Source organism: Citrobacter sp. Cpo015, assembly GCF_030333035.1.
Taxonomy (GTDB): domain Bacteria; phylum Pseudomonadota; class Gammaproteobacteria; order Enterobacterales; family Enterobacteriaceae; genus Citrobacter; species Citrobacter portucalensis.
Map to the genome: position 1 here is coordinate 20,389 of NZ_JAOWGS010000038.1, position 24,636 is coordinate 45,024.

The 24,636-nt window shown below is 53.7% G+C and carries 21 protein-coding genes and 4 tRNA genes; 14 read left to right on the forward strand and 11 right to left on the reverse strand.

Translation table 11 applies throughout. The annotated features are described in order from the left end of the window. Positions 1-140: 140 nt before the first annotated feature. On the reverse strand, positions 141-1,565 hold the full coding sequence (locus tag OGY67_RS21305) for a 6-phospho-beta-glucosidase (protein ID WP_286574481.1): 1,425 nt from the start codon (positions 1,563-1,565) through the stop codon (positions 141-143). A gap of 22 nt (positions 1,566-1,587) precedes the next feature. Then, positions 1,588-3,042 (reverse strand): PTS cellobiose/arbutin/salicin transporter subunit IIBC, encoded by a 1,455-nt coding sequence (gene ascF, locus OGY67_RS21310; protein WP_032944740.1) that lies wholly within the window; start codon positions 3,040-3,042, stop codon positions 1,588-1,590. A 264-nt stretch (positions 3,043-3,306) separates the two neighbouring features. Between ascF and OGY67_RS21315 the strand changes: the two genes are divergently transcribed. The 3 genes from OGY67_RS21315 (at position 3,307) to hypF (ending at position 7,395) form a co-directional block, all read left to right on the forward strand. Continuing rightward, positions 3,307-4,320, forward strand: a complete 1,014-nt coding sequence (locus OGY67_RS21315; protein WP_167820601.1) for a LacI family DNA-binding transcriptional regulator — start codon at positions 3,307-3,309, stop codon at positions 4,318-4,320. A 145-nt stretch (positions 4,321-4,465) separates the two neighbouring features. After that, the gene (gene hydN / locus OGY67_RS21320; RefSeq protein ID WP_003037366.1) at positions 4,466-5,011 is read left to right on the forward strand and encodes an electron transport protein HydN; all 546 of its coding nucleotides are present in this window, start codon (positions 4,466-4,468) and stop codon (positions 5,009-5,011) included. Positions 5,012-5,154: 143 nt separating this feature from the next. Continuing rightward, the gene (hypF, locus tag OGY67_RS21325) at positions 5,155-7,395 is read left to right on the forward strand and encodes a carbamoyltransferase HypF (RefSeq protein WP_286574482.1); all 2,241 of its coding nucleotides are present in this window, start codon (positions 5,155-5,157) and stop codon (positions 7,393-7,395) included. Positions 7,396-7,557: 162 nt separating this feature from the next. Here the strand turns inward: hypF and norW are convergent, their stop codons facing one another. Next, complete coding sequence (norW, locus tag OGY67_RS21330; protein ID WP_071445676.1) at positions 7,558-8,691, reverse strand: NADH:flavorubredoxin reductase NorW; 1,134 nt, start codon at positions 8,689-8,691, stop codon at positions 7,558-7,560. After that, positions 8,688-10,136, reverse strand: coding sequence for an anaerobic nitric oxide reductase flavorubredoxin (norV, locus tag OGY67_RS21335; protein WP_008785624.1), 1,449 nt, complete (start codon positions 10,134-10,136; stop codon positions 8,688-8,690). Before norV ends, norW begins: the two co-directional genes overlap by 4 nt. Before the next feature lie 191 nt (positions 10,137-10,327). Here norV and norR point away from each other — a divergent pair, with 191 nt between their 5' ends. Next, positions 10,328-11,848: a nitric oxide reductase transcriptional regulator NorR gene (gene norR / locus OGY67_RS21340; RefSeq protein WP_213752630.1), complete on the forward strand. Its 1,521-nt coding sequence runs from the start codon at positions 10,328-10,330 to the stop codon at positions 11,846-11,848. Here norR and gutQ read toward each other — a convergent pair. From gutQ to srlA, 7 genes are all read right to left on the reverse strand, one after another. Beyond that, positions 11,845-12,810, reverse strand: a complete 966-nt coding sequence (gutQ, locus tag OGY67_RS21345; RefSeq protein WP_213752631.1) for an arabinose-5-phosphate isomerase GutQ — start codon at positions 12,808-12,810, stop codon at positions 11,845-11,847. The two genes, norR and gutQ, sit on opposite strands and share 4 nt — an antisense overlap. Further along, complete coding sequence (gene srlR, locus OGY67_RS21350; RefSeq protein WP_213752632.1) at positions 12,803-13,576, reverse strand: glucitol operon DNA-binding transcriptional repressor SrlR; 774 nt, start codon at positions 13,574-13,576, stop codon at positions 12,803-12,805. The genes gutQ and srlR overlap by 8 nt, the downstream gene beginning before the upstream one ends. A gap of 70 nt (positions 13,577-13,646) precedes the next feature. Further along, entirely contained in the window at positions 13,647-14,006 is a 360-nt protein-coding gene (gene gutM, locus OGY67_RS21355) for a transcriptional regulator GutM (protein WP_008785622.1), read from the reverse strand. Between the two features lie 55 nt (positions 14,007-14,061). Beyond that, positions 14,062-14,841, reverse strand: a complete 780-nt coding sequence (srlD, locus tag OGY67_RS21360; RefSeq protein ID WP_003037345.1) for a sorbitol-6-phosphate dehydrogenase — start codon at positions 14,839-14,841, stop codon at positions 14,062-14,064. A 17-nt stretch (positions 14,842-14,858) separates the two neighbouring features. Further along, positions 14,859-15,221, reverse strand: coding sequence for a PTS glucitol/sorbitol transporter subunit IIA (gene srlB / locus OGY67_RS21365; RefSeq protein WP_008785621.1), 363 nt, complete (start codon positions 15,219-15,221; stop codon positions 14,859-14,861). Between the two features lie 13 nt (positions 15,222-15,234). Then, positions 15,235-16,206, reverse strand: coding sequence for a PTS glucitol/sorbitol transporter subunit IIB (srlE, locus tag OGY67_RS21370; RefSeq protein WP_048225255.1), 972 nt, complete (start codon positions 16,204-16,206; stop codon positions 15,235-15,237). After that, the gene (gene srlA / locus OGY67_RS21375) at positions 16,203-16,766 is read right to left on the reverse strand and encodes a PTS glucitol/sorbitol transporter subunit IIC (RefSeq protein WP_003037339.1); all 564 of its coding nucleotides are present in this window, start codon (positions 16,764-16,766) and stop codon (positions 16,203-16,205) included. Before srlA ends, srlE begins: the two co-directional genes overlap by 4 nt. A 264-nt stretch (positions 16,767-17,030) precedes the next feature. On the opposite strand from srlA, the gene mltB reads away from it, so the two are divergent. The 10 genes from mltB (at position 17,031) to OGY67_RS21425 (ending at position 24,635) form a co-directional block, all read left to right on the forward strand. Further along, positions 17,031-18,110 (forward strand): lytic murein transglycosylase B, encoded by a 1,080-nt coding sequence (gene mltB, locus OGY67_RS21380; RefSeq protein ID WP_003037336.1) that lies wholly within the window; start codon positions 17,031-17,033, stop codon positions 18,108-18,110. A 191-nt stretch (positions 18,111-18,301) separates the two neighbouring features. Next, the gene (gene pncC, locus OGY67_RS21385) at positions 18,302-18,799 is read left to right on the forward strand and encodes a nicotinamide-nucleotide amidase (protein WP_286574483.1); all 498 of its coding nucleotides are present in this window, start codon (positions 18,302-18,304) and stop codon (positions 18,797-18,799) included. A gap of 92 nt (positions 18,800-18,891) precedes the next feature. Further along, positions 18,892-19,956, forward strand: coding sequence for a recombinase RecA (gene recA / locus OGY67_RS21390; RefSeq protein ID WP_003037330.1), 1,065 nt, complete (start codon positions 18,892-18,894; stop codon positions 19,954-19,956). 86 nt (positions 19,957-20,042) lie between these two features. Next, entirely contained in the window at positions 20,043-20,543 is a 501-nt protein-coding gene (gene recX, locus OGY67_RS21395) for a recombination regulator RecX (RefSeq protein ID WP_008785618.1), read from the forward strand. A 128-nt stretch (positions 20,544-20,671) separates the two neighbouring features. After that, positions 20,672-23,299, forward strand: a complete 2,628-nt coding sequence (gene alaS / locus OGY67_RS21400) for an alanine--tRNA ligase (RefSeq protein ID WP_241177016.1) — start codon at positions 20,672-20,674, stop codon at positions 23,297-23,299. A 238-nt stretch (positions 23,300-23,537) separates the two neighbouring features. Continuing rightward, a complete protein-coding gene (gene csrA / locus OGY67_RS21405; protein WP_000906486.1) occupies positions 23,538-23,723 on the forward strand; it encodes a carbon storage regulator CsrA in 186 nt (61 codons plus the stop codon). A gap of 336 nt (positions 23,724-24,059) precedes the next feature. Beyond that, a tRNA-Ser gene (locus tag OGY67_RS21410) sits at positions 24,060-24,152 on the forward strand. A gap of 3 nt (positions 24,153-24,155) precedes the next feature. Further along, positions 24,156-24,232 (forward strand) — tRNA-Arg (locus OGY67_RS21415). Positions 24,233-24,292: 60 nt separating this feature from the next. Further along, positions 24,293-24,369: transfer RNA gene (locus OGY67_RS21420), tRNA-Arg, on the forward strand. A gap of 192 nt (positions 24,370-24,561) precedes the next feature. Next, positions 24,562-24,635 (forward strand) — tRNA-Arg (locus tag OGY67_RS21425). Position 24,636: the final 1 nt, after the last annotated feature.

Consider the following 24,636-nt stretch of genomic DNA (forward strand, 5'->3'; position numbering starts at 1 on the left):
AAAACTACTGAATAAAATGCCAGTAAAAAAGGGGGAGGGCAAACCTGAAACTGGAAGGACGATTCCAAATCCGGAATGTAATAAATGAAATGAAAATATGTACTTCTGCCGGAAGGTTGTAACCCCCTCCGGCAGATCCGTCATGCCAGATCGGCACCGTTACTGGCGATGACTTTTTTGTACCACCAGAATGATTTCTTGCGTGTACGTGCCAGCGTGCCGTTGCCCGCGTCATCGCGGTCCACATATACAAAACCGTAGCGTTTGCTCATCTCTCCGGTTGAGGCTGAAACCAGATCGATACAGCCCCAGGAGGTGTAACCCATCAGCGGCACGCCATCTTCAATCGCGTCTGCCATGGCGCGAATATGTTCGCGTAAATAGCTGATGCGATAGTCGTCATTGATCTCACCGTTGGCATCAATTTCATCTTTCGCTCCCAGCCCGTTTTCCACCAGAAACAGCGGTTTCTGGTAGCGGTCATACATCATATTCATGGTGATGCGCAGGCCGAGCGGATCGATTCCCCAGCCCCATTCACTGGCGGCAATGTACGGATTACGCAGCGACTTCACCACGTTGGCGGCACTAGTATTGCCCGTGTTCATTTCAGCGGAGGCGCAGCGCGATGCGTAATAGCTGAAAGAGACGAAATCAACGGTGTTTTTCAGGATGTCGTCGTCTTCCGGGGCTTTTTCGATTACCACGCCTTTTTCGCGAAACACGCGGGCAGAGTAAGCCGGGTAGGCCCCGCGCGCCTGCACATCAATAAAGAACAGGTTTTCACGGTCTTTTTCCAGTGCGGTCCACACATCTTCCGGCTTACACGAGTAAGGATAAAAATTACCGCCAGCCAGCATACAACCGACCTGGTTTTGCGGATTAATTTCATGGGCTATTTTAGTCGCCAGGGCGCTGGCTATCAGTTCGTGGTGAGCGGACTGATATTTTACCTGATCCTGATTTTCACCTTCTTCAAATACCAGCCCGGCGCCTGAAAAGGGGCTGTGCAGCATAATGTTGATTTCGTTGAACGTCAGCCAGTACTTCACCAGACCGTCAAAGGCCTCGAAGCAGGTACGGGCGTAGCGGGTAAAGAACTCCACCATTTTGCGGTTACGCCAGGAGCCGTACTCGGTGACCAGATGCATAGGCACATCGAAGTGACACAGCGTGACTAATGGCTCAATACCGTATTTTTTACACTCGGCAAACACGGCCCGATAAAACGCGATTCCCTCTTCATTCGGCGTCAGCTCGTCGCCGTTAGGGTAGAGGCGGCTCCAGGCAATGGAAGTACGAAAAACCGTAAACCCCATTTCCGCCATTAGCGCGATATCTTCTTTATAGCGATGATAAAAGTCGATCGCCTGATGGCTGGGATAAAATTCGTCATCCCGCAGCGTAAAGCGCTTTTCCTGACCCAGTTTGACGGGCATGCGGTGTGTGCCGTGGGGGATCATATCGACGGTAGTCAGCCCTTTGCCGCCTTCCCGGTATGCCCCTTCAGACTGGTTGGCGGCCAGTGCGCCGCCCCATAAAAATCCTTGCGGAAAAACAGACATAATTAACCTCAGTTCGTACCAGTCAAATGCTGGCTCCATTGATATTGCCCGGTTGTGCGGCCTGGTTTTTTCTGGCCTGCGCGGCTGCATCTTCGACAGGAATATCTTCAAAGCCGAGAATCAGCGTTAATACAAAAGAAAGCACTACCGCCAGCGCCATCACGCCAAATACCCAAACGATGGTCATCGGATTGGCCGGATCGAAAAACTGGACACTGGTGAACAGACCTGGAGCCGCCATGGAGTGGCTTGCAAGCCCGGCCATTCCAGCAACAGCACCGCAGATAAAACCGCTGATAAGGCTCGCAATCAGCGGACGTTTCAGGCGGATTGCCACGCCATACAGCGCGGGTTCGGAAATGCCCGCCATGATGGCTGAGGCGGCGGCCGCTAACGCCGTCTGGCGCAGCTCCGGGTTTTTGGTTTTCCATGCCACTGCCAGCGATGAACCACCTAACGACAAGTTGGCGCCGATTTCCGACGGCATCACCATGCCTTCTTTTCCGGTTTCGGCAATGGTCTGAATAATGGTTGGTGTAAAGACACGGTGCATACCGGTCATTACCAGCAGCGGCCACAGCGCGCCCATAATGGCCACTGACAGCCAGCCGAGATAGCCGTGGATGGTATAGACCAGCGCTGAAATCGCGCTACCGATCCAGATACCGATCGGGCCAATGATGACGATGGCGAGCGGGGCGGCGATCAGCACGATCAGCATCGGTTTGAGGAAGTTTTTGGTCACCGCCGGAGTTATACGATCGACCCAACGTTCGATGTATGACAAGCACCAGGTCATGACCAGCGCCGGGATCACCGTGTAGGTGTATTTCACCGCCGTTACCGGGATCAGGGCAAACTCAACGTGCTCACCCTGCGCGGCCTTCGCCATCAGGTCGATAAAGCTGGGATGCACCAGTACGCCCGCGATGGCGATAGCCAGCGACATGTTGGTTTTGAATTTGATAGCGGCCGACGCGGCGACCATCAGCGGCAGGAAGAAGAATGCACCGTCGCCAATGACGGTCAGAATGGTGAGCGTGGACGATCCTTTCACCAGCACGCCGGTCATTTCCAGAACCATCGCCAGCAGCTTGAGCATTGATCCGCCGATAATCGCCGGGATCAACGGCGACATTGTGCCGATCAGCGCATCAAGGATCCCCGCGCCAATCCGCTTCAGCGTCAGTCGGGGTTTGATTTGCGGCTCAGCAGGCTGCATGTTGGCAGGCAACAGGCTGACCACTTCACGATACGCCTGCGAAACGGTGTTGCCGATAATCACCTGACATTGGTTCTCGTTGCGCACCACGCCCAGCACGCCAGTGAGGGTTTTCAGCGTCGCGCTGTCGACCTGCGAGTCATCTTTGATAACGAAACGCAAACGGGTCATACAGTGGGTCACTGCTGTGATGTTGTCGACGCCTCCCAGAGCCGTTACAACGGAGCGCGCCAGCGCTGCATAATTCTTGGACATCGGATTTAATCCTGTTTTATCAGTAGAGTACGTTATTTTTTATCCGTTTACGTGGATCGCTTTTCTGGGTTGATGAAACGCAGATAGGAAACCGGTTCCACAAAATCATGTTTAAATTGTATTAACTGATCAAGATTTAATTTTGATCAATTTTTGTAATTGTGACTCCGATCACCAGATGTCAGCGTCTGCGATTTAGCAGCAAGGACAGCGGCAAAACGGTGCAGTACACTGCGTCACATTGAGAGAAAAGGGATGAGTAATATGACCACGATGCTGGAGGTGGCGAAGCGTGCCGGAGTGTCGAAAGCGACGGTTTCCCGGGTGCTTTCCGGAAACGGCTATGTCAGCCAGGAAACCAAAGACCGCGTGTTTCAGGCCATTGAAGAGAGTGGTTACCGCCCAAATTTGCTGGCGCGCAGTCTCGCGGCGAAAACCACGCAGACACTGGGTCTGGTGGTAACAAACACCCTTTATCACGGCGTCTATTTCAGCGAACTGCTGTTTCATACCGCGCGGATGGCGGAAGATAAAGGGCGCCAGCTGTTACTGGCTGACGGTAAGCATAGCGCTGAGGAAGAGCGCCAGGCGATCCAGTACCTGCTCGACCTGCGCTGTGACGCGATTATGATTTATCCGCGTTTTCTCAGCGTGGATGAGATAGATGACATCATCGATGCCCACAGCCAGCCGATTATGGTGCTTAATCGACGCCTGCGGAAAAACAGTAGCCATAGCGTATGGTGCGATCAAAAGCAGACCAGCTTTAACGCCGTTACTCAGCTCATTGCCGCCGGGCATAAAGAGATTGGTTTTATTACCGGCTCGATGGATTCGCCAACCGGCGTGGAGCGACTTTCAGGCTATAAAGACGCGCTGGTACATCATGGGATCGCGCTAAATAATGATCTGATTGTTAAAGGGAAATGGACGCCAGCCTGCGGCGCAGCGGGTGTGGATACTTTGCTTTCGCGCAAGGTCAATTTTACCGCATTGGTGGCCAGCAATGACGATATGGCGATCGGTGCGATGAAGCAGTTGCACGAGCATGGTGTGAGCGTTCCCGCACAGGTGTCGGTGATTGGCTTTGATGATATCGCCCTCGCGCCATACACTATTCCGGCGCTTTCCAGCGTTAAAATTCCGGTAACAGAAATGATTCAGGAAACGATTGGGCGTCTGATCTTTATGCTAGGTGACGGGGCGTTTACGCCGTCAAAGACCTTCACCGGTGAACTCATTGCGCGCGACTCAGTTGCGCCGCCCGTTTCGCGCTGACGGCTGTCATTTGTCATCGTCACTAGTGACGATGACACGCCCTTCTTGCGTTCTTCAGAATAAAATTCCTTTAATAACAGTAAATTAAATTCTGGCACGATTTGTGTATGCTTCGGCAGATATTCTGTCATTGCTGGAGAAATTGATGAACCGTTTCATCATTGCAGACGCCAATAAATGCATTGGTTGCCGTACCTGTGAAGTGGCCTGCGTGGTATCCCATCAGGATAACCAGGATTGCGCATCGCTGACCCCTGAAACCTTTTTACCCCGCATTCACGTCATCAAAGGCGTTAATGTCTCCACGGCGACGCTGTGCCGCCAGTGCGAAGACGCGCCGTGCGCTAACGTCTGTCCGAACGGTGCGATCAGCCGTGATAAAGGTTTTGTTCATGTAATGCAGGAACGTTGCATTGGCTGTAAAACCTGCGTTGTGGCTTGTCCTTACGGCGCAATGGAAGTGGTCGTGCGTCCGGTCGTGCGTAACAGCGGCGCAGGTCTGAACGTCCGTGCAGAAAAAGCTGAAGCCAATAAGTGCGACCTGTGCCACCATCGTGAGGCCGGTCCTGCCTGTATGGAAGTGTGCCCGACTCACGCACTGATATATGTGGATCGCAATAAGCTTGAGCAACTGAGCGCGGAAAAACGTCGTCGCGCCGCGCTGGATTCCACCGCATCTTTGCTGTTCTGATATCTGAAAATCCGCGTAAAATACGGTAGTACTTATGCCGGATGGCGGCTTTGCCTTATCCGGCCTACTGTTCGTATCCACGTAGGCCTGATAAGCGTAGCGCCATCAGGCAAACCGGGATAGATGACTGCGGGAACGACTTAATGACAATAAACAACCACTCCGGCGTACAGCTGCGTATTCGCGGCAAAGTACAGGGCGTCGGATTTCGCCCCTACGTCTGGCAACTGGCGCAGCGCTTACAACTGCATGGCGATGTGTGTAACGACGGTGACGGTGTGGTTGTGCGCTTACAGGAAGATCCGGCGGAGTTTATTGCGCAGTTGCATCAACACTGCCCACCGCTGGCGCGCATTGACAGCGTTGAGAGTGAACCATTCGCCTGGATGCAGCAGCCTGCCGATTTCTCGATTCGTCAAAGTGCTGGCGGTACGATGAATACGCAAATCGTTCCGGACGCCGCGACCTGTCCCGAATGCCTTGTAGAAATGAACACCCCCGGCGAACGTCGTTACCGATACCCCTTTATCAACTGCACCCACTGTGGTCCGCGTTTTACGATTATCCGCGCGATGCCCTACGATCGTCCGTTTACCGTAATGGCGTCATTCCCACTCTGCGCGCAATGTGACAAAGAGTATCGCGATCCGTACGACCGTCGCTTCCACGCCCAGCCAGTGGCTTGTCCGGCATGCGGCCCTCATCTGGAGTGGTTCTGTGCAGGTGAGCGAGCGGAGAAAGAAGAGGCGCTGCAGGCGGCGGTATCGCTGCTGAAAGCAGGCGGTATTGTGGCGGTTAAAGGCATTGGTGGGTTTCATCTGGTGTGCGATGCGCGAAATGATAACGCCGTAGCGCTACTCAGGCTGCGCAAACACCGTCCGGCGAAACCTCTGGCAGTGATGCTGCCCTCTGATGAAGGATTGCCTGAACCCGCTCGTCGTTTGCTGACTACCCCTGCTGCGCCGATCGTGCTGGTGCAGAAACGCTATGTCGCTGCATTGAGCGAGGGCATTGCGCCGGGGTTAACGGAGGTTGGCGTCATGCTGCCAGCGAATCCGTTACAGCATTTACTCTTACAAGAGATGAATTGTCCGCTGGTGATGACCTCTGGCAACCTCAGCGGCAGGCCTCCGGCCATTACTAACGCCCAGGCGCTGGAAGATTTACATGACATTGCCGACGGTTTCCTGCTGCATAATCGCGAAATTGTGCAGCGGATGGATGACTCCGTGGTGCGTGACAGTGGGGAAATGCTGCGTCGTTCCCGAGGTTATGTGCCGGATGCGGTCGCACTACCACCAGGATTTCGCGACGTGCCGCCGATGCTGTGCTTAGGCGCGGATCTGAAAAATACTTTCTGTCTGGTCCGTGGTGAACAGGCGGTTATCAGCCAGCATTTGGGCGATCTCAGCGATGACGGCATTCAGCAACAGTGGCGTGATGCGCTACGCCTGATCCAGAACATTTATGACTTTACGCCGCAGCGTATCGTGCATGATGCACACCCTGGCTATGTTTCCAGCCAGTGGGCCAGTGAAATGGAGCTGCCAACTGAAACGGTGCTGCATCACCATGCGCATGCCGCTGCGTGTCTTGCGGAGCACGGCTGGCCGCTCAATGGCGATGATGTGATTGCTCTGACGCTAGACGGTATCGGTATGGGGGAAAACGGCGCGCTGTGGGGAGGGGAGTGTTTGCGGGTCAACTATCGTGAATGCGAACACCTTGGCGGCTTACCGGCGGTAGCGCTGGCGGGCGGCGATCTGGCGGCAAAACAGCCGTGGCGTAATCTGCTCGCGCAGTGCCTGCGTTTTGTTCCTGACTGGCAGCGTTATCCGGAAACATCGGTGCTGCAACATCAAAACTGGAACGTGCTGGCGCGCGCTATTGAACGGGGAATTAACGCTCCGCTGGCGTCATCGTGCGGACGACTGTTTGATGCCGTTGCCGCCGCGTTGCAATGTGCACCGGAATCATTGAGTTATGAAGGTGAAGCGGCCTGTGCGCTTGAGGCGATGGCATCGCAATGTGATGGCGTTGATCACCCAGTCACGGTGCCGCTTGATGACAATCATCTGGACTTAACGGTTTTTTGGCAGCAATGGCTGAACTGGCAGGCCAAACCAGCGGAAAGGGCGTGGGCGTTTCACGACGCGCTGGCGCGTGGATTTGCCACTCTGATGCGAATGCAGGCCGAAGCGCGCGGGATTAAGACGTTAGTATTTAGCGGTGGCGTGATGCATAACCGCTTATTGTCGGCCCGTCTGGCGTTTTATCTGCGTGATTTTACCTTACTGTTCCCGCAGCGTTTACCGGCGGGCGACGGCGGGTTGTCATTGGGGCAGGGCGTGATTGCCGCAGCGCGAGCATTGGCGAAAAAATAAAAAAAAGCCCCGGGACTGGCGGGGCAAGGAAAACATGTCGGGGCATACCGACAAGTGGCAACGCACATCCATGTGCGTGAGGTTAATAAATCAGTAGCAGCGTTGCCGGGCAAAGTCGTAGGCCGGATAAGACGCGAAGCGGCGCCATCCGGCATCCCGGACTTACACGGGCAACGTTTTCAGCAGCGCAAAGGCCTCTTTCATGCGGTCTTCACTGACGACAAACGCACACAGCTGGCCCTCGTCGTTCATCCCTCTGGCAACCATTCCCTGCGCTTCGGCGGCGATGTGCCAGTTTAGATCGCGGCGCTGGGTTTCCCCGGCCAAATGCAGAGGCAGTTCTGGCGTTTTGACTTTTACCAGCATGGCTGGCAGTTTCAATGGCGCATTGCCGCCGAGCAGGTTTTTCGCCAGATACATGGCGCTCAGCTGAATCGGCTGCAGGAACGGGAGCACCTGACCGTTAATCTCCGCACAGTCGCCGAGAGCAAAAATGTCCGGGTGGCTGGTTTGCAGGTAGCTATCGACGCAGACGCCACGATTGATGTTCAATCCGGCACGACGCGCCAGTGCGGTCTCCGGGCGTAAGCCGGTGGCGGCGATCACCGCATCGACTTCTACGCTGCGGCTACGATCGAGCGTGGCACGAATACCTGACGCCGTTTTCTCCAGCCCCTGAAGCTGTGATTTCAACAGCAGGTGTACGCCCATATCGGTCAGACGATGCTGTAAGCGACTGCTAACTTCCGGTGGCATCAGCGAAGCCAGAATGCTGGCGGCGTTGTCGATAAGCGTTACCGCTTTACCGGCACGACAGAAATCCATCGCCAGTTCACTGCCAATCAAGCCGCCGCCGACAATCAGTACCCGCTGGGCATCACGCAACTGCGTTTCACAAGCGCGATACTCTTGTTGGCTGTTCAACGTGAGCATTAACTCACGTCCGGTAACCGGCGGTACAAAGGCTGAAGCGCCCGTCGCCAGCACCAGTTTGTCGTACTGCCACTGCTGATCCTGGCTTTTCACTACGTGGGCATCAGCATCGATGTCGGTTACCCAGGTGTGCGGAAATAGACGCAAATTAAACTGTTCGGCAAACTCCCCCGCCGACTGGCGGGTGAGGTCGTCTGCACGCTGTGACTGACTGATAACATGGCTGAGATCGGGCTTGTTGTACTCATCCATGCTGTCCGCAGCAATCAGGGTCAGCGGGACATTTGCATCCTGCTTACGGATATTTTTGACTAACTGGCGGGCGGCGAATCCCGAACCAATAATGACAATTCCGCGGCTCATTTTGCCTCCGTTGCCAGGACGTCGAAGACGTCTTTACCTAATGAACATTCCGGGCACAGGAAGTTATCCGGCACGTCGCTCCACGGTGTTCCCGGCGCGACATCCTGCAGCGGTTCACCTTTTGCCGGGTCGTAAATCCACTGGCACACGCTGCACTGCATGCTAGGTCCAAGATCGGCGGCAGCCGCAGCGGCGCAAGCGCATTCTTCTTCTTTGGATGCGGCTTTTACGGTTGTTTCCGGCAGTGGAGCAAGCGCCCACTGACGTGCGATTTCACGGCCGTGCTGGCGGCATAGTTCCAGTGCATCCAGGTCCGGACGCCATTTCGCCTTCAGGCTCAGCGACATTTCGAAACCAGCATCCTGCAAACGCGTAGACAAACGGTCTACTGCGCCGCCGCTCCAGCCGTGTGAGCCAAAGGCGCTGGCGCGTTTGTTACGAAAACGCAGGCCGGTCATCTCTTCCACCAAACCGGCGATTTTTGGCATCATCACGTTGTTCATCGTCGAAGTACCGACCAGCACGCCTTTAGAGCGGAAGACGTTAGTCAGAACTTCGTTCTTATCGCTACGGGCGACGTTAAAGATTTTCACTGCCACGTTCGGGTCAACTTCGTTGATGCCCTGGGCTATGGCGTCCGCCATCATGCGGGTGTTGTTGGACATGGTGTCGTAGAAAATGGTGATGCGGTCTTCCTGATAATCCGCCGCCCATTTCAGATACATTTCCACGATTTGCGTCGGGTTGTCGCGCCATACCACGCCGTGGGAAGTAGCAATCATATCGACAGGCAGGTTGAAGCCGAGGATCTCAGTAATTTTCGGTGTAACCAGACGGCTGAACGGCGTCAGAATGTTGGCGTAGTAACGCTGGCACTGTTCGAACAGTTCGGTCTGGTCAACTTCGTCGTTAAACAGACGTTCGTCGCAGTAGTGCTGGCCGAAGGCGTCGTTACTGAACAGCACCGCGTCGCCGGTCATGTAGGTCATCATGCTGTCAGGCCAGTGCAGCATTGGCGTTTCAACGAAGATCAGCTGTTTGCCGTTACCAATGTCCAGTGAATCACCGGTTTTCACCACGTTGAAATTCCACTCCGGGTGATGGTGATGCCCGTTGATGGAGTCAATGGCGTTGGCTGTGCAGTAAATCGGCGTGTCCGGGATGCAGGACATCAGCTCAGTCAGCGCCCCTGCATGGTCTTCTTCCGCGTGGTTAATGATGATGTAGTCGATATCCGCGAGGTCAATTTCACTGCGCAGGTTCTGCACGAATTCACGGCTAAACTTGTGGTCTACTGTATCGATCAGGACATTTTTTTCTTCACGGATGAGATAGCTGTTGTAGCTGCTGCCGCGCAGCGTTTTGTATTCAGTCCCGTGGAAATCACGAACTTCCCAGTCACGTTGGCCAACCCAATGAATGTTATTTTTAACCAGAATAGACATAGCAACCTCAGTAATTAATTCAGCGTTTTTCTAAAAAAGATGTTTTGCTTATTGCAGGTTGCGTGCCAACTTTTTATCTTTTTGATTTTAATGGTTTTATTGTTTCCTGCTTATTAAGGGGTAGTCAAAATGACTATTCATTTTATTGTCAATATGACAATATGAATTGTCAAAATGACAATGAGGTAGTCATGAGCTTTTCCGTAGACGTGCTGGCGGGCATCGCCATTGAATTACAAAGCGGTATTGGGCATCAGGACCGTTTTCAACGTCTGATAACCACTTTGCGTCAGGTGCTAGAGTGCGACGCGTCGGCACTGCTGCGCTACGAGTCGCGACAGTTTATTCCGCTGGCGATCGATGGGCTGGCGCAAGATGTTCTCGGCAGACGCTTTACTCTGGAAGGGCATCCGCGTCTGGAGGCGATTGCCCGCGCCGGAGACGTGGTTCGTTTCCCTGCCGACAGCGATTTGCCAGACCCATATGATGGTCTGATTCCGGGGCAGGAGAGTCTGAAGGTGCATGCCTGTATTGGGCTGCCGTTGTTCGCCGGTCAAAATTTGATTGGTGCGTTAACTCTGGATGGCATGGAGCCCGATCAGTTCGATGTTTTCAGCGATGAGGAGCTTAGGCTGATTGCCGCGCTGGCGGCGGGTGCGCTGAGCAATGCGCTGCTGATTGAACAACTGGAAAGCCAGAATATGCTGCCAGGTTCGTCAACCAACTTTGAGCAGGTGACGGAAACCCAGATGATTGGCCTTTCGCCCAATATGATGCAGCTGAAAAAAGAAATTGAGATTGTGGCGGGGTCCGATCTCAATGTGCTGATTAGCGGCGAAACAGGGACCGGGAAGGAGCTGGTGGCTAAAGCTATCCATGAAGGTTCGCCGCGCGCAGTGAATCCACTGGTGTATCTGAACTGTGCAGCGTTGCCGGAAACCGTAGCCGAAAGTGAGCTGTTTGGTCATGTAAAAGGCGCGTTTACCGGGGCTATCAGCAATCGTAGCGGTAAGTTTGAAATGGCCGACAATGGGACGCTGTTTCTCGACGAGATAGGCGAACTCTCGCTGGCGCTACAGGCTAAGCTGCTGCGCGTATTGCAGTACGGCGATATTCAGCGCGTGGGTGACGATCGCAGCCTGCGCGTGGATGTGCGGGTGCTGGCGGCGACGAACCGTGATTTACGCGAAGAGGTGCTGGCCGGGAATTTCCGCGCGGATTTGTTCCACCGTCTGAGCGTCTTCCCCCTTTCTGTACCGCCTCTTCGTGAGCGCGGCGAAGATGTGGTGCTCCTGGCCGGCTATTTTTGCGAGCAATGCCGACTGCGGCTGGGTCTTTCCCGCGTGGTGCTAAGCCCCGGCGCGCGTAGCCATCTGCTGAATTACGGCTGGCCCGGAAACGTGCGCGAGCTGGAACATTCCATTCACCGGGCGGTTGTTCTGGCGAGGGCTACCAGGGCAGGGGATGAAGTGGTGCTGGAGGCGCAGCATTTTGCCTTGCAGGATGAAGGTCCGGCTCCGCAGGCGGCGGAAGTTGTTGCGGAGATCCCACAACATCACAATCTGCGTGAAGCAACAGAGTCGTTCCAGCGGGAGATGATCCGCCGGGCACTGGCGCAAAATAATCACAGTTGGGCGGCAAGTGCGCGGGCGCTGGAAACAGACGTTGCCAACCTGCACCGGCTGGCGAAACGTCTGGGTCTGAAGGATTAGATAATACCGGCCTGATAGAAATCCTGCAGGTTGATAGCACCGGTGAGTTTACCGTTTTCATCGACCACCGGTGCGGCAGTGATTTTACGCTTCATCAGGATCTCTTTGGCGTCAATCGCGCGGCTCTGCGCCTGCAGCGTAATGCCATTCTGAGTCATAGCTTCGCTAACCTGGGTGGTGAGCGCTCCGCCGCCAACCAGCCAGCGGCGCAGGTCACCGTCGGTAAAGACCCCTTTCACCAGTGACTGGTCGTCGCATACCGCGACCAGGCCAAGACCCGTGCGACTGAGTTCCAGCATCGCGTCCATAACGCTGGTGGTGAGCTTCACCTGAGGTATGGCATCGTCACGGCGCATCAGATGATGCACTTTATTTAACAGACGAGCGCCCAGCGCACCTGCCGGATGTGAGCGGGCAAAATCTTCTTCGTTAAAGCCGCGCGCCTGCATTACGGCGATCGCCAGCGCGTCGCCCATCATCAACGTATTTACGGTGCTGGACGTCGGTGCCAGGCGCATCGGACAGGCTTCGCGCTCAACGGAAATATCCAGCACGGCTTTGGCTGCCAGACCCAACGGTGAGGTCGGTTTTCCGGTCATTGCCAGCAGTGCGACGGATTTGTCTTCCAGGCGTGGGATGATGAGATCCAGCTCTTTCGCACCGCCGGAGTAGGAGATAAACAGCATGACATCACGGCTTTCGATCATCCCTAAGTCGCCGTGCAGCGCTTCCGCCGGATGCACAAAAAAGGCGGGCGTGCCGGTGCTGGCGAGGGTCGCCGCAATTTTTTTGCCAATATGACCTGATTTACCAATACCGGAGACAATGACTTTGCCTTCACAGTGGATAATCGTATTGGCGGCGCGGACAAAATCATCGCCCATGCGTTCTGGCAGTCGGCTGGCTTCCTGTAGTTCCAGCATTAACGTCTGACGGCCCGCGTTCAGTAGTGCATCACTCATTGGTTTCTCCGGTTATGATCACTTCAATCCCTTTTGCTTCCAGCGCCTGACGAAACGCAGGGTCGATGCCCGTATCGGTAATCAGCTTGTCGACGCTTTCCAGACTGCATACAACATTAGGGCTTTTGCGCCCAAATTTTGACGAGTCAGCCATCAGAATCACTTCGCGAGCGGCATTGCACATCGCTTTACTGACGCTAAACACCTCATTAAAGGTGGTCACGCCGGCATTGAGGTCAATGCCGTCGGTGCCCATGAAGAGTTTATCAAAGCTGAACTGCTCAAAGGCGTTTTCTGCCAGCTGACCGTGAAATGACGCAGATTTTTTGCGAAAGGTCCCGCCGGGCATCAGGATAGTTTGCTCGTTGTCCAGCTCCGAAAGGGCGTTAACAATGTGCAGACTGTTGGTCATGACGGTGATGTTGCTAAAGCGCGTGAGCATCGGCACCATCTGCAGTACGGTGCTACCCGCATCCAGAATAATAGAGTCGCCATCGTGTATAAAACGGACGGCGGCTTCGGCAATCTGCTCTTTTTTATGCGTATTGATTAGCGTTTTGTGATCGATTGGCGGGTCGGATTCATCTTTATTTAATACCACGCCGCCATAGGTACGAATGACGGTTCCGGCATTTTCCAGAATGACCAGGTCTTTGCGAATGGTCGTGCCGGTCGTGTCAAAGTAGTGGGCCAGTTCTTCAACCGAGCATTTGCCCTGCTTTTGCAGATGCTCCAGTATGGCAGCCTGACGCTGACGAGGTTTCATAGGCGTGATTACCCTGACTTAATAAGTTGCAAAATGATAATTTCGCAAGCTATTAGCATTCACAACGAAATTACCCATGTTTCAGTTTAAGCGCCAATGATAGTGCATTCTGTGATAACGGATCATGGGGAAAGATCACATCAGGCTGTAAATCATCAAGATGTTTGCCCATTATCGTGGCAATTTTGCCTGGTCGGGCGAATACCGTAAGACCTTTCATAAATAACGTGTCGGTCACCCGTTGCTGCTCATCCAGCGCAATGGCTACCACCACGCGCGGTTTAAAACGCCCACCGGAGCGACCAACACCAACCCGACCTTGCTGGCAGAGTTGATCAAACGCCCGGTTAAAGCGGGATATTTGCCAGCCACCAAGCGCCAGTTGCAGGCACCAGGCGATAGCGGCGACGGTAATCAGTGCGGAAACCATTATGTACTCCTTTGATTTTGCCGGATAAGCGCAGCCGCCATCCGGCAATTCAACATTAAAACATCACCTGACCGCCGGTCACGTTGATGGACTGCCCGGTGCAGTAAGAGGCTTTTGGACTGGCGTAAAACAGCAGCATGTTCAGTACGTCCTGATAATCGCAGCCGCGTTTAAGCGGAACCTTATCAATGTAGTACTGCTCCACCTCATCTGGCTTAAGGCCCAGCTTGGTCGCATATTGCGGTAATAACGACTGAAACATTGGTGATTTCAGTAGGTTGCCGAGCATCAGCGAATGTACGGTGATCCCGTACTCCGCCAGATCCAGCGCCAGCGACTGAGTTAAGCCCACGCCACCAAATTTTGCCGCGCTGTAGCCTGAATTGTGTTTGCTGCCCACTTTCCCTGATTTTGAGTTGATCTGGATAATGCGTCCCTGCACGCCATCGCGGATCATCAGGCGTGAAAATTCACGAGCACAGAGGAAGTAGCCGACCAGATTGACCTGCAGCGAGCGGTCGAAATCCCCAAGCTGAAAGTCGCTGATAAACGCGGCTTTAGCGATACCCGCACTGTAAACCAGCAGATCGACACGACCGAATATTTCATCCACTCCGCGCGACAGCGCCAGCACGCTCTGTTCGCTGGTGGCATCTGCGCCAAAACCGTACGCGGTACCTTCGCCAAACTCGGCGTTAATTTCTTGCGCGACGTTGGCAGCTTTATCGCTTTGAATATCCACCACCGCGACGCGGTATCCTTCTGTCGCAAGCCCACGGCAAAGGAATGCCCCCAGGGTCTGGCCTCCACCAATGACAACGGCAACCTGATTCATTTTTATCTCCTTCAATCTTAAGCAACAAACTTCAAAATACAGCCCGGGGTGATACCGTCCGGGACGGGGCCCGCAACGTGTACAGTGCCGGGGAATTCCGCTTCGCTCTGCCCGTCAAAGCGCAGGGTGATATGCCCGAGTTCACGTAAGTTTTGTTCCGCCACGCTGCCCACGGCGGTGACCGGGTAGTGGTGCTGGCCCAGTTCAAACTGGATCCCTGCTTGTAAAGAGCCGTTCAGGTCCCCGTGGCAATGGATGAAACAAAACTCTTCGATATCCGCTGGCGCGCCTTCACGAAAGGTAATCAGCATCTGGTCGCACAGTGCATCCGGGGCGCTCTGGCCGATACGGGTGATGGTGGTTTGATAAATTACGGTCATTTTTGAGTGCCCCTTATTGGTAAATAAAGCCAGAAACAAACCAGGCGATGAGAACGGTAGGCGCGCCGGTCAGAAAACGGCTCACCAGTACGGATGGCACGCCGACGCGAACAGTGTCCTGACGCGCTTCGGCCAGCGACAACCCAACCGGAATAAAGTCACATGCAGCCTGGGCGTTAATGGCGAACAGGGCAGGTAGTGCAAGATGCGGAGGAATGTTCCCCAGACCAATCTGTACACCGATCAGCACGCCGATAACCTGGGCGATAACCGCACCGGGGCCGAGGAAAGGCGACAGCAGCGGGAAAGAGCAGATCAGCGCCAGAGTAACCAGTCCCAACGGATGGCTGGCCAGCGGCGCGAGTCCATGGGCAATCCAGTCTCCCAGACCCGAAGCCATAATGATGCCGATCAGTGCCGAGACGAACGCCATAAATGGCAGAATAGTTTTCAGTACGGTATCGATGGTGTCACGTCCGGACTGGAACAGAACCGCAACGGCTGAACCCATGCCCATTCCCACTTTTGCCAACAGGCCGTCGCTTTGTTCGGTAATCTTTTTACTGGTGTCGTAATCGCGACCGATAGTGCTGCTTGCAGGTTGCGGCGCAGCGGATGCCTCGCCGACAATCGTGATGTTTTCTTCTTTCACGCCAGAGACATAGATATCTTCGACAATGTACTGAGCCAGCGGGCCGGATTTACCCGTAGCGTGAATATTCACCGTCGGTATACGGCGTTTGGGATAGATCCCACAGCGCAGCGTGCCGCCGCAGTCGATGATCGCCACACCAATTTCGTTCTCCGGCGGCTCGCCTTCTTTGAAGCCATCAACTGCCTGCCAACCGGTCAGGCTTGCTATCCTGTCGACTATTGCGGGGCGAGTTCCGGCGGTGATATAGACAATTTTCTTGCCCGGTACGGCATCCAGTTCAAGGGGGCCACCCCAGCCACCGGTGCCTTTTTCAATACGAATACGTGTCATGATGTTGCTCCCGCCAGATGCACCTTCTGCTCAAGTTGAATACCCATTTTTTTCTCGAAGATAGTGGTGGTGAAATCGGTCACCCAGCCGCGGAAGAAGTTAGTCACCAAACCGACCAGCAGGTAGCTCACCGCCAGTGGGCCAAGCGGAAGCCCCAGCGTGGTCAGGCCGCTGGCGATCCCCAGATAGACAAACAGTTCGCCGGGGTTGATGTGCGGGAATAAGCCGTTCATGGAATGGCAACTGTAAGAGGCGGCGGCGTAGTAGCTGGGCTTGTATTTTTCTGGCATAAAGCGACCCAGACTCAGCGTCATCGGGTTACAAAATACAAATGTGCCGATGCACGGCAGCAGCAAATAGCGGGACAGTGGATTTCCGGCGCAGCGCTGAGCAAAACGTTCAATACGTTGCTGGCCGATAAAGTTAATCAGCGCATTCATGATGACCAGCAGGCTAATCAGCAGGGGAAGAATACCGGTCACCATACCGGTAAACACTTCTCCGCCTTTCTGGAACAGCCCGATAAACCACTCAGCACCGAGTGTGATGGTGTCGATCATTATTCTCTCCTGTAGGGATTTTAGTTATCTTGCCAAACGGTGGCTAATTTTAATCAGACTGAAAGATATAAAAGTGTTATTTTGATCTCAAAATGAAAGATAAATATTTTAATTTGAAAGTTATTGCGTGAAAGCTCGCAAATGTGAAGGTCAGAGATGAAAGGGGATGTAAATTCTGTGAAGGAGAGCGACTACCGCTTCCTTGTATGGCGGAGGATGCTTTACCATACTTCTCCCAGGCTGAATTTGTTTAATGGATGTCTCATGTTCAAGCGTCGTTATGTAGCGTTACTCCCCCTTTTCGTACTGCTCGCTGCCTGTAGCAGCAAACCTAAACCTTCAGAGACTCAAACGACTACGGGTGCGCCATCCGGCGGCTTCCTGCTTGAGCCACAGCACAACGTCATGCAAACGGGCGGTGATTTTGCCAATAATCCGAACGCGCAGCAGTTCATCGAAAAAATGGTGAACAAGCACGGCTTTGACCGCCAGCAGCTGCAGGAGATCCTGTCGCAGGCCAAGCGTCTGGACTCGGTATTGCGTTTGATGGACCGCCAGGCACCGACGACTCAACCGCCAGCCGGTCCTAACGGCGCATGGCTGCGCTACCGCAAACAGTTCATCACGCCTGACAACGTGCAAAATGGCGTAGCCTTCTGGAATCAATATGAAGATGCTCTGAACCGTGCGTGGCAGGTCTATGGTGTTCCGCCGGAAATTATCGTTGGCATTATCGGCGTTGAAACGCGTTGGGGCCGCGTGATGGGTAAAACGCGGATTCTGGATGCGCTGGCGACGCTGTCGTTTAACTATCCTCGTCGTGCGGAATACTTCTCTGGTGAACTGGAAACCTTCCTGCTGATGGCGCGAGATGAAAGCGACGATCCGCTCGATTTGAAAGGTTCTTTCGCCGGCGCGATGGGCTACGGCCAGTTTATGCCGTCTTCCTATAAGCAATATGCCGTTGATTTCAATGGCGATGGCCACATTAACCTGTGGGATCCGGTTGATGCCATCGGTAGCGTGGCGAATTACTTCAAGGGCCACGGCTGGGTGAAAGGCGATACGGTCGCGGTGCCGGCAAATGGTCAGGCACCTGGGCTGGCGAACGGCTTTAAAACCCAGTACAGCATTTCTCAGCTTGCTGCGGCGGGTCTGACGCCACAGCAGTCGTTGGGTAATCATCAGCAGGCCAGCCTGCTGCGCCTGGATATTGGTACCGGCTATCAGTACTGGTATGGATTGCCGAACTTCTACACCATCACCCGCTACAACCACAGTACCCACTACGCGATGGCCGTGTGGCAGTTGGGTCAGGCGGTCGCGCTGGCGCGCGTGCAGTAATCGCTCCACCGGCCTACAGGAAGAAATCTCTTGTAGGCCAGATAAGATGCCCTGACATCGTCATCCGGCAGGTCTTATTTATGCAACGGAGCAATTTTTGGAATCCCCCTCGTAAAACGTTCTCTCCATCCCCACATTGGTTATGAAAGTGCTATCTTGTCCGGCATATTTTTTAACTGACAGAGGCTGAAATGACCGACAGTGAACTGATGCGGCTTAGCGAACAGGTCGGGCTGGCGTTAAAAGCGCGTGGGGCGACCGTTACGACGGCGGAGTCCTGCACCGGCGGCTGGGTGGCCAAAGCGATTACGGATATTGCCGGAAGCTCCGCCTGGTTTGAACGCGGGTTTGTGACCTACAGCAACGAAGCCAAAGCACAGATGATAGGCGTGCGCGAAGAGACGCTGGCCCAGCATGGGGCGGTGAGCGAGCCTGTAGTGGTGGAGATGGCGATTGGCGCGCTAAAAGCTGCCCGCGCGCATTTCGCGGTCTCGATCAGCGGTATTGCCGGGCCGGATGGCGGCAGTGAAGAAAAGCCCGTAGGTACCGTATGGTTCGCCTTTGCCAGCGCGAGCGGCGAGGGGATTACGCGTCGGGAATGCTTCAGCGGCGATCGCGACGCGGTACGTCGACAGGCGACCGTCTACGCGTTACAAACCCTGTGGCAACAATTTCTACAAAATACTTGATACTGTATGAGCATACAGTATAATTGCCTCAACAGAACATTATCTATCACGTTTCGCGGTTTAACCCGAAAGCGGCATGACAGGAGTAATTAATGGCTATCGACGAAAACAAACAGAAAGCGTTGGCTGCAGCGCTGGGTCAGATCGAAAAGCAATTCGGTAAAGGCTCCATCATGCGCCTGGGTGAAGACCGTTCCATGGATGTGGAAACTATCTCCACCGGTTCGCTTTCTCTGGATATCGCATTGGGCGCGGGCGGTTTGCCAATGGGCCGTATCGTCGAAATCTACGGGCCTGAATCCTCCGGTAAAACAACGCTGACCCTGCAGGTTATTGCCGCTGCACAGCGTGAAGGTAAAACCTGTGCATTTATCGATGCGGAACACGCGCTGGATCCGGTCTATGCACGTAAGCTTGGCGTTGATATCGACAACCTGCTGTGTTCTCAGCCGGATACCGGTGAACAAGCGCTGGAAATCTGTGATGCGCTGGCGCGCTCCGGTGCGGTTGACGTTATCGTTGTCGACTCCGTTGCCGCATTGACGCCGAAGGCAGAAATCGAAGGCGAGATTGGCGACTCTCACATGGGCCTTGCGGCGCGTATGATGAGCCAGGCGATGCGTAAGCTGGCCGGTAACCTGAAGCAGTCCAACACGCTGCTGATTTTCATCAACCAGATCCGTATGAAGATTGGCGTTATGTTTGGTAACCCGGAAACCACCACCGGTGGTAACGCCCTGAAATTCTATGCGTCTGTTCGTCTGGATATCCGTCGTATTGGCGCGGTGAAAGAAGGCGACAATGTGGTCGGCAGCGAAACCCGCGTTAAGGTTGTGAAAAACAAAATTGCAGCACCGTTCAAACAGGCTGAATTCCAGATCCTTTACGGTGAAGGCATCAACTTCTACGGCGAACTGGTTGACCTGGGCGTGAAAGAGAAGCTGATTGAAAAAGCCGGTGCATGGTACAGCTACAACGGTGAGAAAATCGGTCAGGGTAAGGCGAATGCGACCAACTGGCTGAAAGAAAACCCGGCAACTGCGAAAGAAATTGAGAAGAAATTGCGTGAGTTACTGCTCAATAACCAGGATTCAACGCCTGATTTCTCCGTTGATGACAGCGGCGAAGACGTAAAAGAAACGAACGAAGATTTCTGATAATCTGTTTTGAATCGCATGTTGTGAATCACATATAGTAAAGGGCTGCATATCATGCAGCCCTTTTTCATTTCTGAAGGCTTACTATGACAGAAGCAACTTCCCGCCGTTCCGCTTATTCCCGACTGCTTGACCGCGCCGTACGCATTCTGGCGATGCGCGACCACAGCGAGCAGGAACTGCGGCGCAAGCTGGCCGCTCCGGTGATGGGGAAAAATGGACCAGAAGAAATTGATGCCACGCCGGAGGATTACGACAAGGTCATCGCCTGGTGTATTGAAAGTCGTTATCTGGATGATGATCGTTTCGTGCAGCAGTTTATCGCCAGCCGTAGCCGCAAAGGTTATGGACCAGCCCGAGTGCGCCAGGAATTAAACCAAAAAGGGATCGCACGTGAAGCTATCGAGCGGGCCATGCGTGAGTGCGAAATTGACTGGGCAGTGCTTGCACGCGAGCAGGCCATTCGGAAGTACGGTGAACCTTTACCTGTCGATTTTTCAGATAAGATAAAGGTTCAGCGTTTTTTGCTCTATCGCGGCTATCTGATGGAAGATATTCAGGCAATATGGCGAAATTTTGACGATTGACCGCATACGGGATTTTACTTCCCAGTAAAGAAAACTTATCTTATTCCCACTTTTCGATTGCCAGAGGCGCAGTTTGCGTGCCGATGCTGGTAATGACATTTCGTTAGCTTGATTTCTTCAGGATAATTATGAGCAAGAGCACCGCTGAGATCCGTCAGGCGTTTCTCGATTTTTTCCATAGTAAAGGACACCAGGTAGTTGCCAGCAGCTCCCTGGTACCGAACAATGACCCTACTTTGTTGTTTACCAACGCCGGGATGAACCAGTTCAAGGATGTTTTCCTTGGCCTCGACAAGCGTAATTATTCCCGCGCAACCACCTCGCAGCGTTGTGTACGTGCGGGCGGTAAGCACAATGACCTGGAAAACGTCGGTTACACTGCACGTCACCACACTTTCTTCGAAATGCTGGGCAACTTCAGCTTCGGCGATTACTTCAAACACGACGCTATTCAATATGCATGGGAACTGCTGACCGGTGAAAACTGGTTTGCCCTGCCAAAAGAGCGTCTGTGGGTAACCGTCTATGAAACTGACGATGAAGCCTATGAAATCTGGGAAAAAGAAGTCGGTATTCCGCGCGAACGTATCATCCGTATCGGTGATAACAAAGGTGCGGCTTATGCTTCAGACAACTTCTGGCAGATGGGTGATACCGGTCCTTGCGGTCCATGTACCGAAATTTTCTACGACCACGGCGACCATATCTGGGGTGGACCTCCGGGAAGCGCAGAAGAAGATGGGGATCGCTACATTGAGATCTGGAACATCGTCTTCATGCAGTTCAACCGTCAGGCTGACGGCACCATGGAACCGCTGCCGAAACCGTCCGTGGATACCGGTATGGGTCTGGAGCGTATTGCGGCCGTGCTGCAACACGTTAACTCCAACTATGAAATCGACCTGTTCCGCTCATTGATCGAATCCGTGGCGAAAGTCACTGGCGCAACCGATCTGAGCAACAAGTCTCTGCGCGTTATCGCCGACCATATCCGTTCCTGTGCATTCCTGATTGCCGATGGCGTTGTGCCGTCGAATGAAAACCGTGGCTATGTGCTGCGCCGTATCATTCGTCGCGCGGTACGTCATGGCAACATGCTGGGCGCGAAGGATACCTTCTTCTACAAGCTGGTTGGTCCGTTGGTGGACGTCATGGGCTCTGCAGGTGAAGAACTGAAGCGTCAGCAGGCTATGGTTGAACAGGTTCTGAAAACCGAAGAAGAGCAGTTTGCGCGTACTCTGGAGCGTGGTCTGGCGCTGCTGGACGAAGAACTGGCAAAACTGTCTGGCGATACGCTGGATGGCGAAACCGCATTCCGTCTGTATGACACCTACGGTTTCCCGGTTGACCTGACGGCAGACGTTTGCCGCGAGCGTAACATTAAGGTTGATGAAGCGGGCTTTGAAGCTGCAATGGAAGAACAGCGCCGTCGTGCGCGTGAAGCCAGCGGCTTCGGCGCAGACTACAATGCGATGATTCGCGTTGATGGCACCTCTGAATTTAAAGGCTACGAGCACCTGGAACTGAACGGCAAAGTGACCGCGCTGTTTGTTGATGGTAAAGCGGTAGACGCAATTAACGCAGGTCAGGATGCCGTTGTCGTACTGGATCAGACGCCGTTCTATGCGGAATCTGGTGGTCAGGTTGGCGACAAGGGTGAGCTGAAAGGCGCAGGCTTCGCGTTTGCCGTTAGCGACACGCAGAAATATGGCCAGGCCATTGGTCACATTGGCAAGCTGTCTGCGGGTTCTCTGAAAATTGGTGATGCGGTACAGGCTGATGTGGATGAAGCCCGTCGTGCGCGTATTCGTTTGAACCACTCCGCAACGCACCTGATGCACGCAGCGCTGCGCCAGGTTCTGGGCACACATGTGGCACAGAAAGGCTCGTTGGTTAACGATAAACTGCTGCGCTTCGACTTCTCTCATACCGAAGCAATGAAGCCTGCTGAAATCCGTGCCGTTGAAGATCTGGTGAACGCGCAAATCCGTCGCAACTTGCCGATTGAAACGAACATCATGGATCTCGAAGCGGCAAAAGCCAAAGGCGCAATGGCACTGTTTGGCGAGAAATATGACGACCATGTGCGCGTTCTGAGCATGGGTGATTTCTCTACCGAACTGTGTGGCGGTACTCACGCCAGCCGTACGGGTGATATCGGTCTGTTCCGCATTGTGTCCGAGTCAGGTACTGCGGCAGGCGTTCGTCGTATTGAAGCCGTAACCGGTGAAGGTGCTATCCAAACCGTGCATGCTGAGAGCGATCGCTTAAGCGATGTTGCGCAGTTGCTGAAAGGCGATAGCCAGAATATCGGTGACAAAGTTCGTTCCGTGCTGGAGCGTACTCGTCAACTGGAAAAAGAATTGCAGCAATTGAAGGAACAGGCTGCGGCGCAGGAGAGTGCAAATCTTTCCAGCAAAGCGGTTGATATCAACGGCGTGAAGCTGCTGGTCAGCGAACTCGCGGACGTTGAGCCGAAAATGTTGCGTACCATGGTTGATGATCTGAAAAATCAACTGGGGTCTACCGTTATCGTTCTGGCAACGGTAGTGGAAGGTAAGGTTTCTCTGATTGCGGGTGTGTCTAAGGACGTGACAGATCGCGTGAAAGCAGGGGAACTGGTTGGAATGGTCGCTCAGCAGGTCGGCGGTAAGGGTGGCGGTCGTCCGGACATGGCGCAAGCCGGTGGTACGGATGCAGCGGCTCTGCCTGCAGCGTTAGCCAGTGTGAAAGGCTGGGTCAGCGCAAAACTGTAATAATTATAAGCGTAAGTCGACGCTGCGGACTTCAATCCGCAGCGTTTGAATCAACGCTATCGACAACGATAAAGTCAGGTTGAAGTTGTGTATATCGGCTAAACTTAGGTTTAACAGAATGTGATGCCGTGACTGCTTACACTTAGGTGTTTGTCATCGCTTACTTTTTGGCGTTATATGATGGATAATGCCGGGATACAGAGAGACCCGACTCTTTTAATCTTTCAAGGAGCAAAGAATGCTGATTCTGACTCGTCGAGTTGGTGAGACCCTCATGATAGGCGATGAGGTCACCGTGACAGTTTTAGGGGTGAAGGGCAACCAGGTGCGCATTGGCGTAAACGCCCCGAAAGAAGTTTCTGTCCATCGTGAAGAGATCTACCAGCGTATCCAGGCTGAAAAATCCCAGCAGTCCAGTTACTAAGGTTTTCGCGTCTCACCTTTCTGGTGAGGCGCAACCTGATTGAGTTACTCTTTTTCTTCTCTTTTCTTCTTCGTCTTCCCCATTTTTTCGATTCCACTGCGCGTAATGCCTTTTCCTGCGAAGTTTCCGTTTGTTCACTCCTTCAGGAAATTGCCAATTTATCTGTTGATAAAACACTCTTTTTGCCGTTTTTGCAGACTAATTGCGCGTGAAATGTGCAAACGATAAAAGCTCTGGAAAAATTGTTTGACTTATAAGTCCCAGAAAGTAATATGTGCGCCACGCAGCGACGATGAGCAGAAACAAGTTCTTCGAAGCACTCGCAAGAGGCGTGTTGGTGAGGTGGCCGAGAGGCTGAAGGCGCTCCCCTGCTAAGGGAGTATGCGGTCAAAAGCTGCATCCGGGGTTCGAATCCCCGCCTCACCGCCATTTGCATCCGTAGCTCAGCTGGATAGAGTACTCGGCTACGAACCGAGCGGTCGGAGGTTCGAATCCTCCCGGATGCACCATATTACTTGATAGCGCTTTAGCAGCGACATCAAATCTGCAGTAAAGTAAGTTTCCCTGATGCATCCGTAGCTCAGCTGGATAGAGTACTCGGCTACGAACCGAGCGGTCGGAGGTTCGAATCCTCCCGGATGCACCATCTTCTCCGAGGCAACAGCAAAACTGTTGTTTCATGGTCTGCGAGATAATCGCGAGCACCAGGGAGGATAACGTTGCTTCAGCAACGGCCCGCAGGGCGAGGCGCAACCGAGTAATCCTCCCGGATGCACCATCTCTTACTTGATATCGCTTATCACGATATCAATATCGGCAGTAAAGCAAGTTTTCCGATGCATCCGTAGCTCAGCTGGATAGAGTACTCGGCTACGAACCGAGCGGTCGGAGGTTCGAATCCTCCCGGATGCAC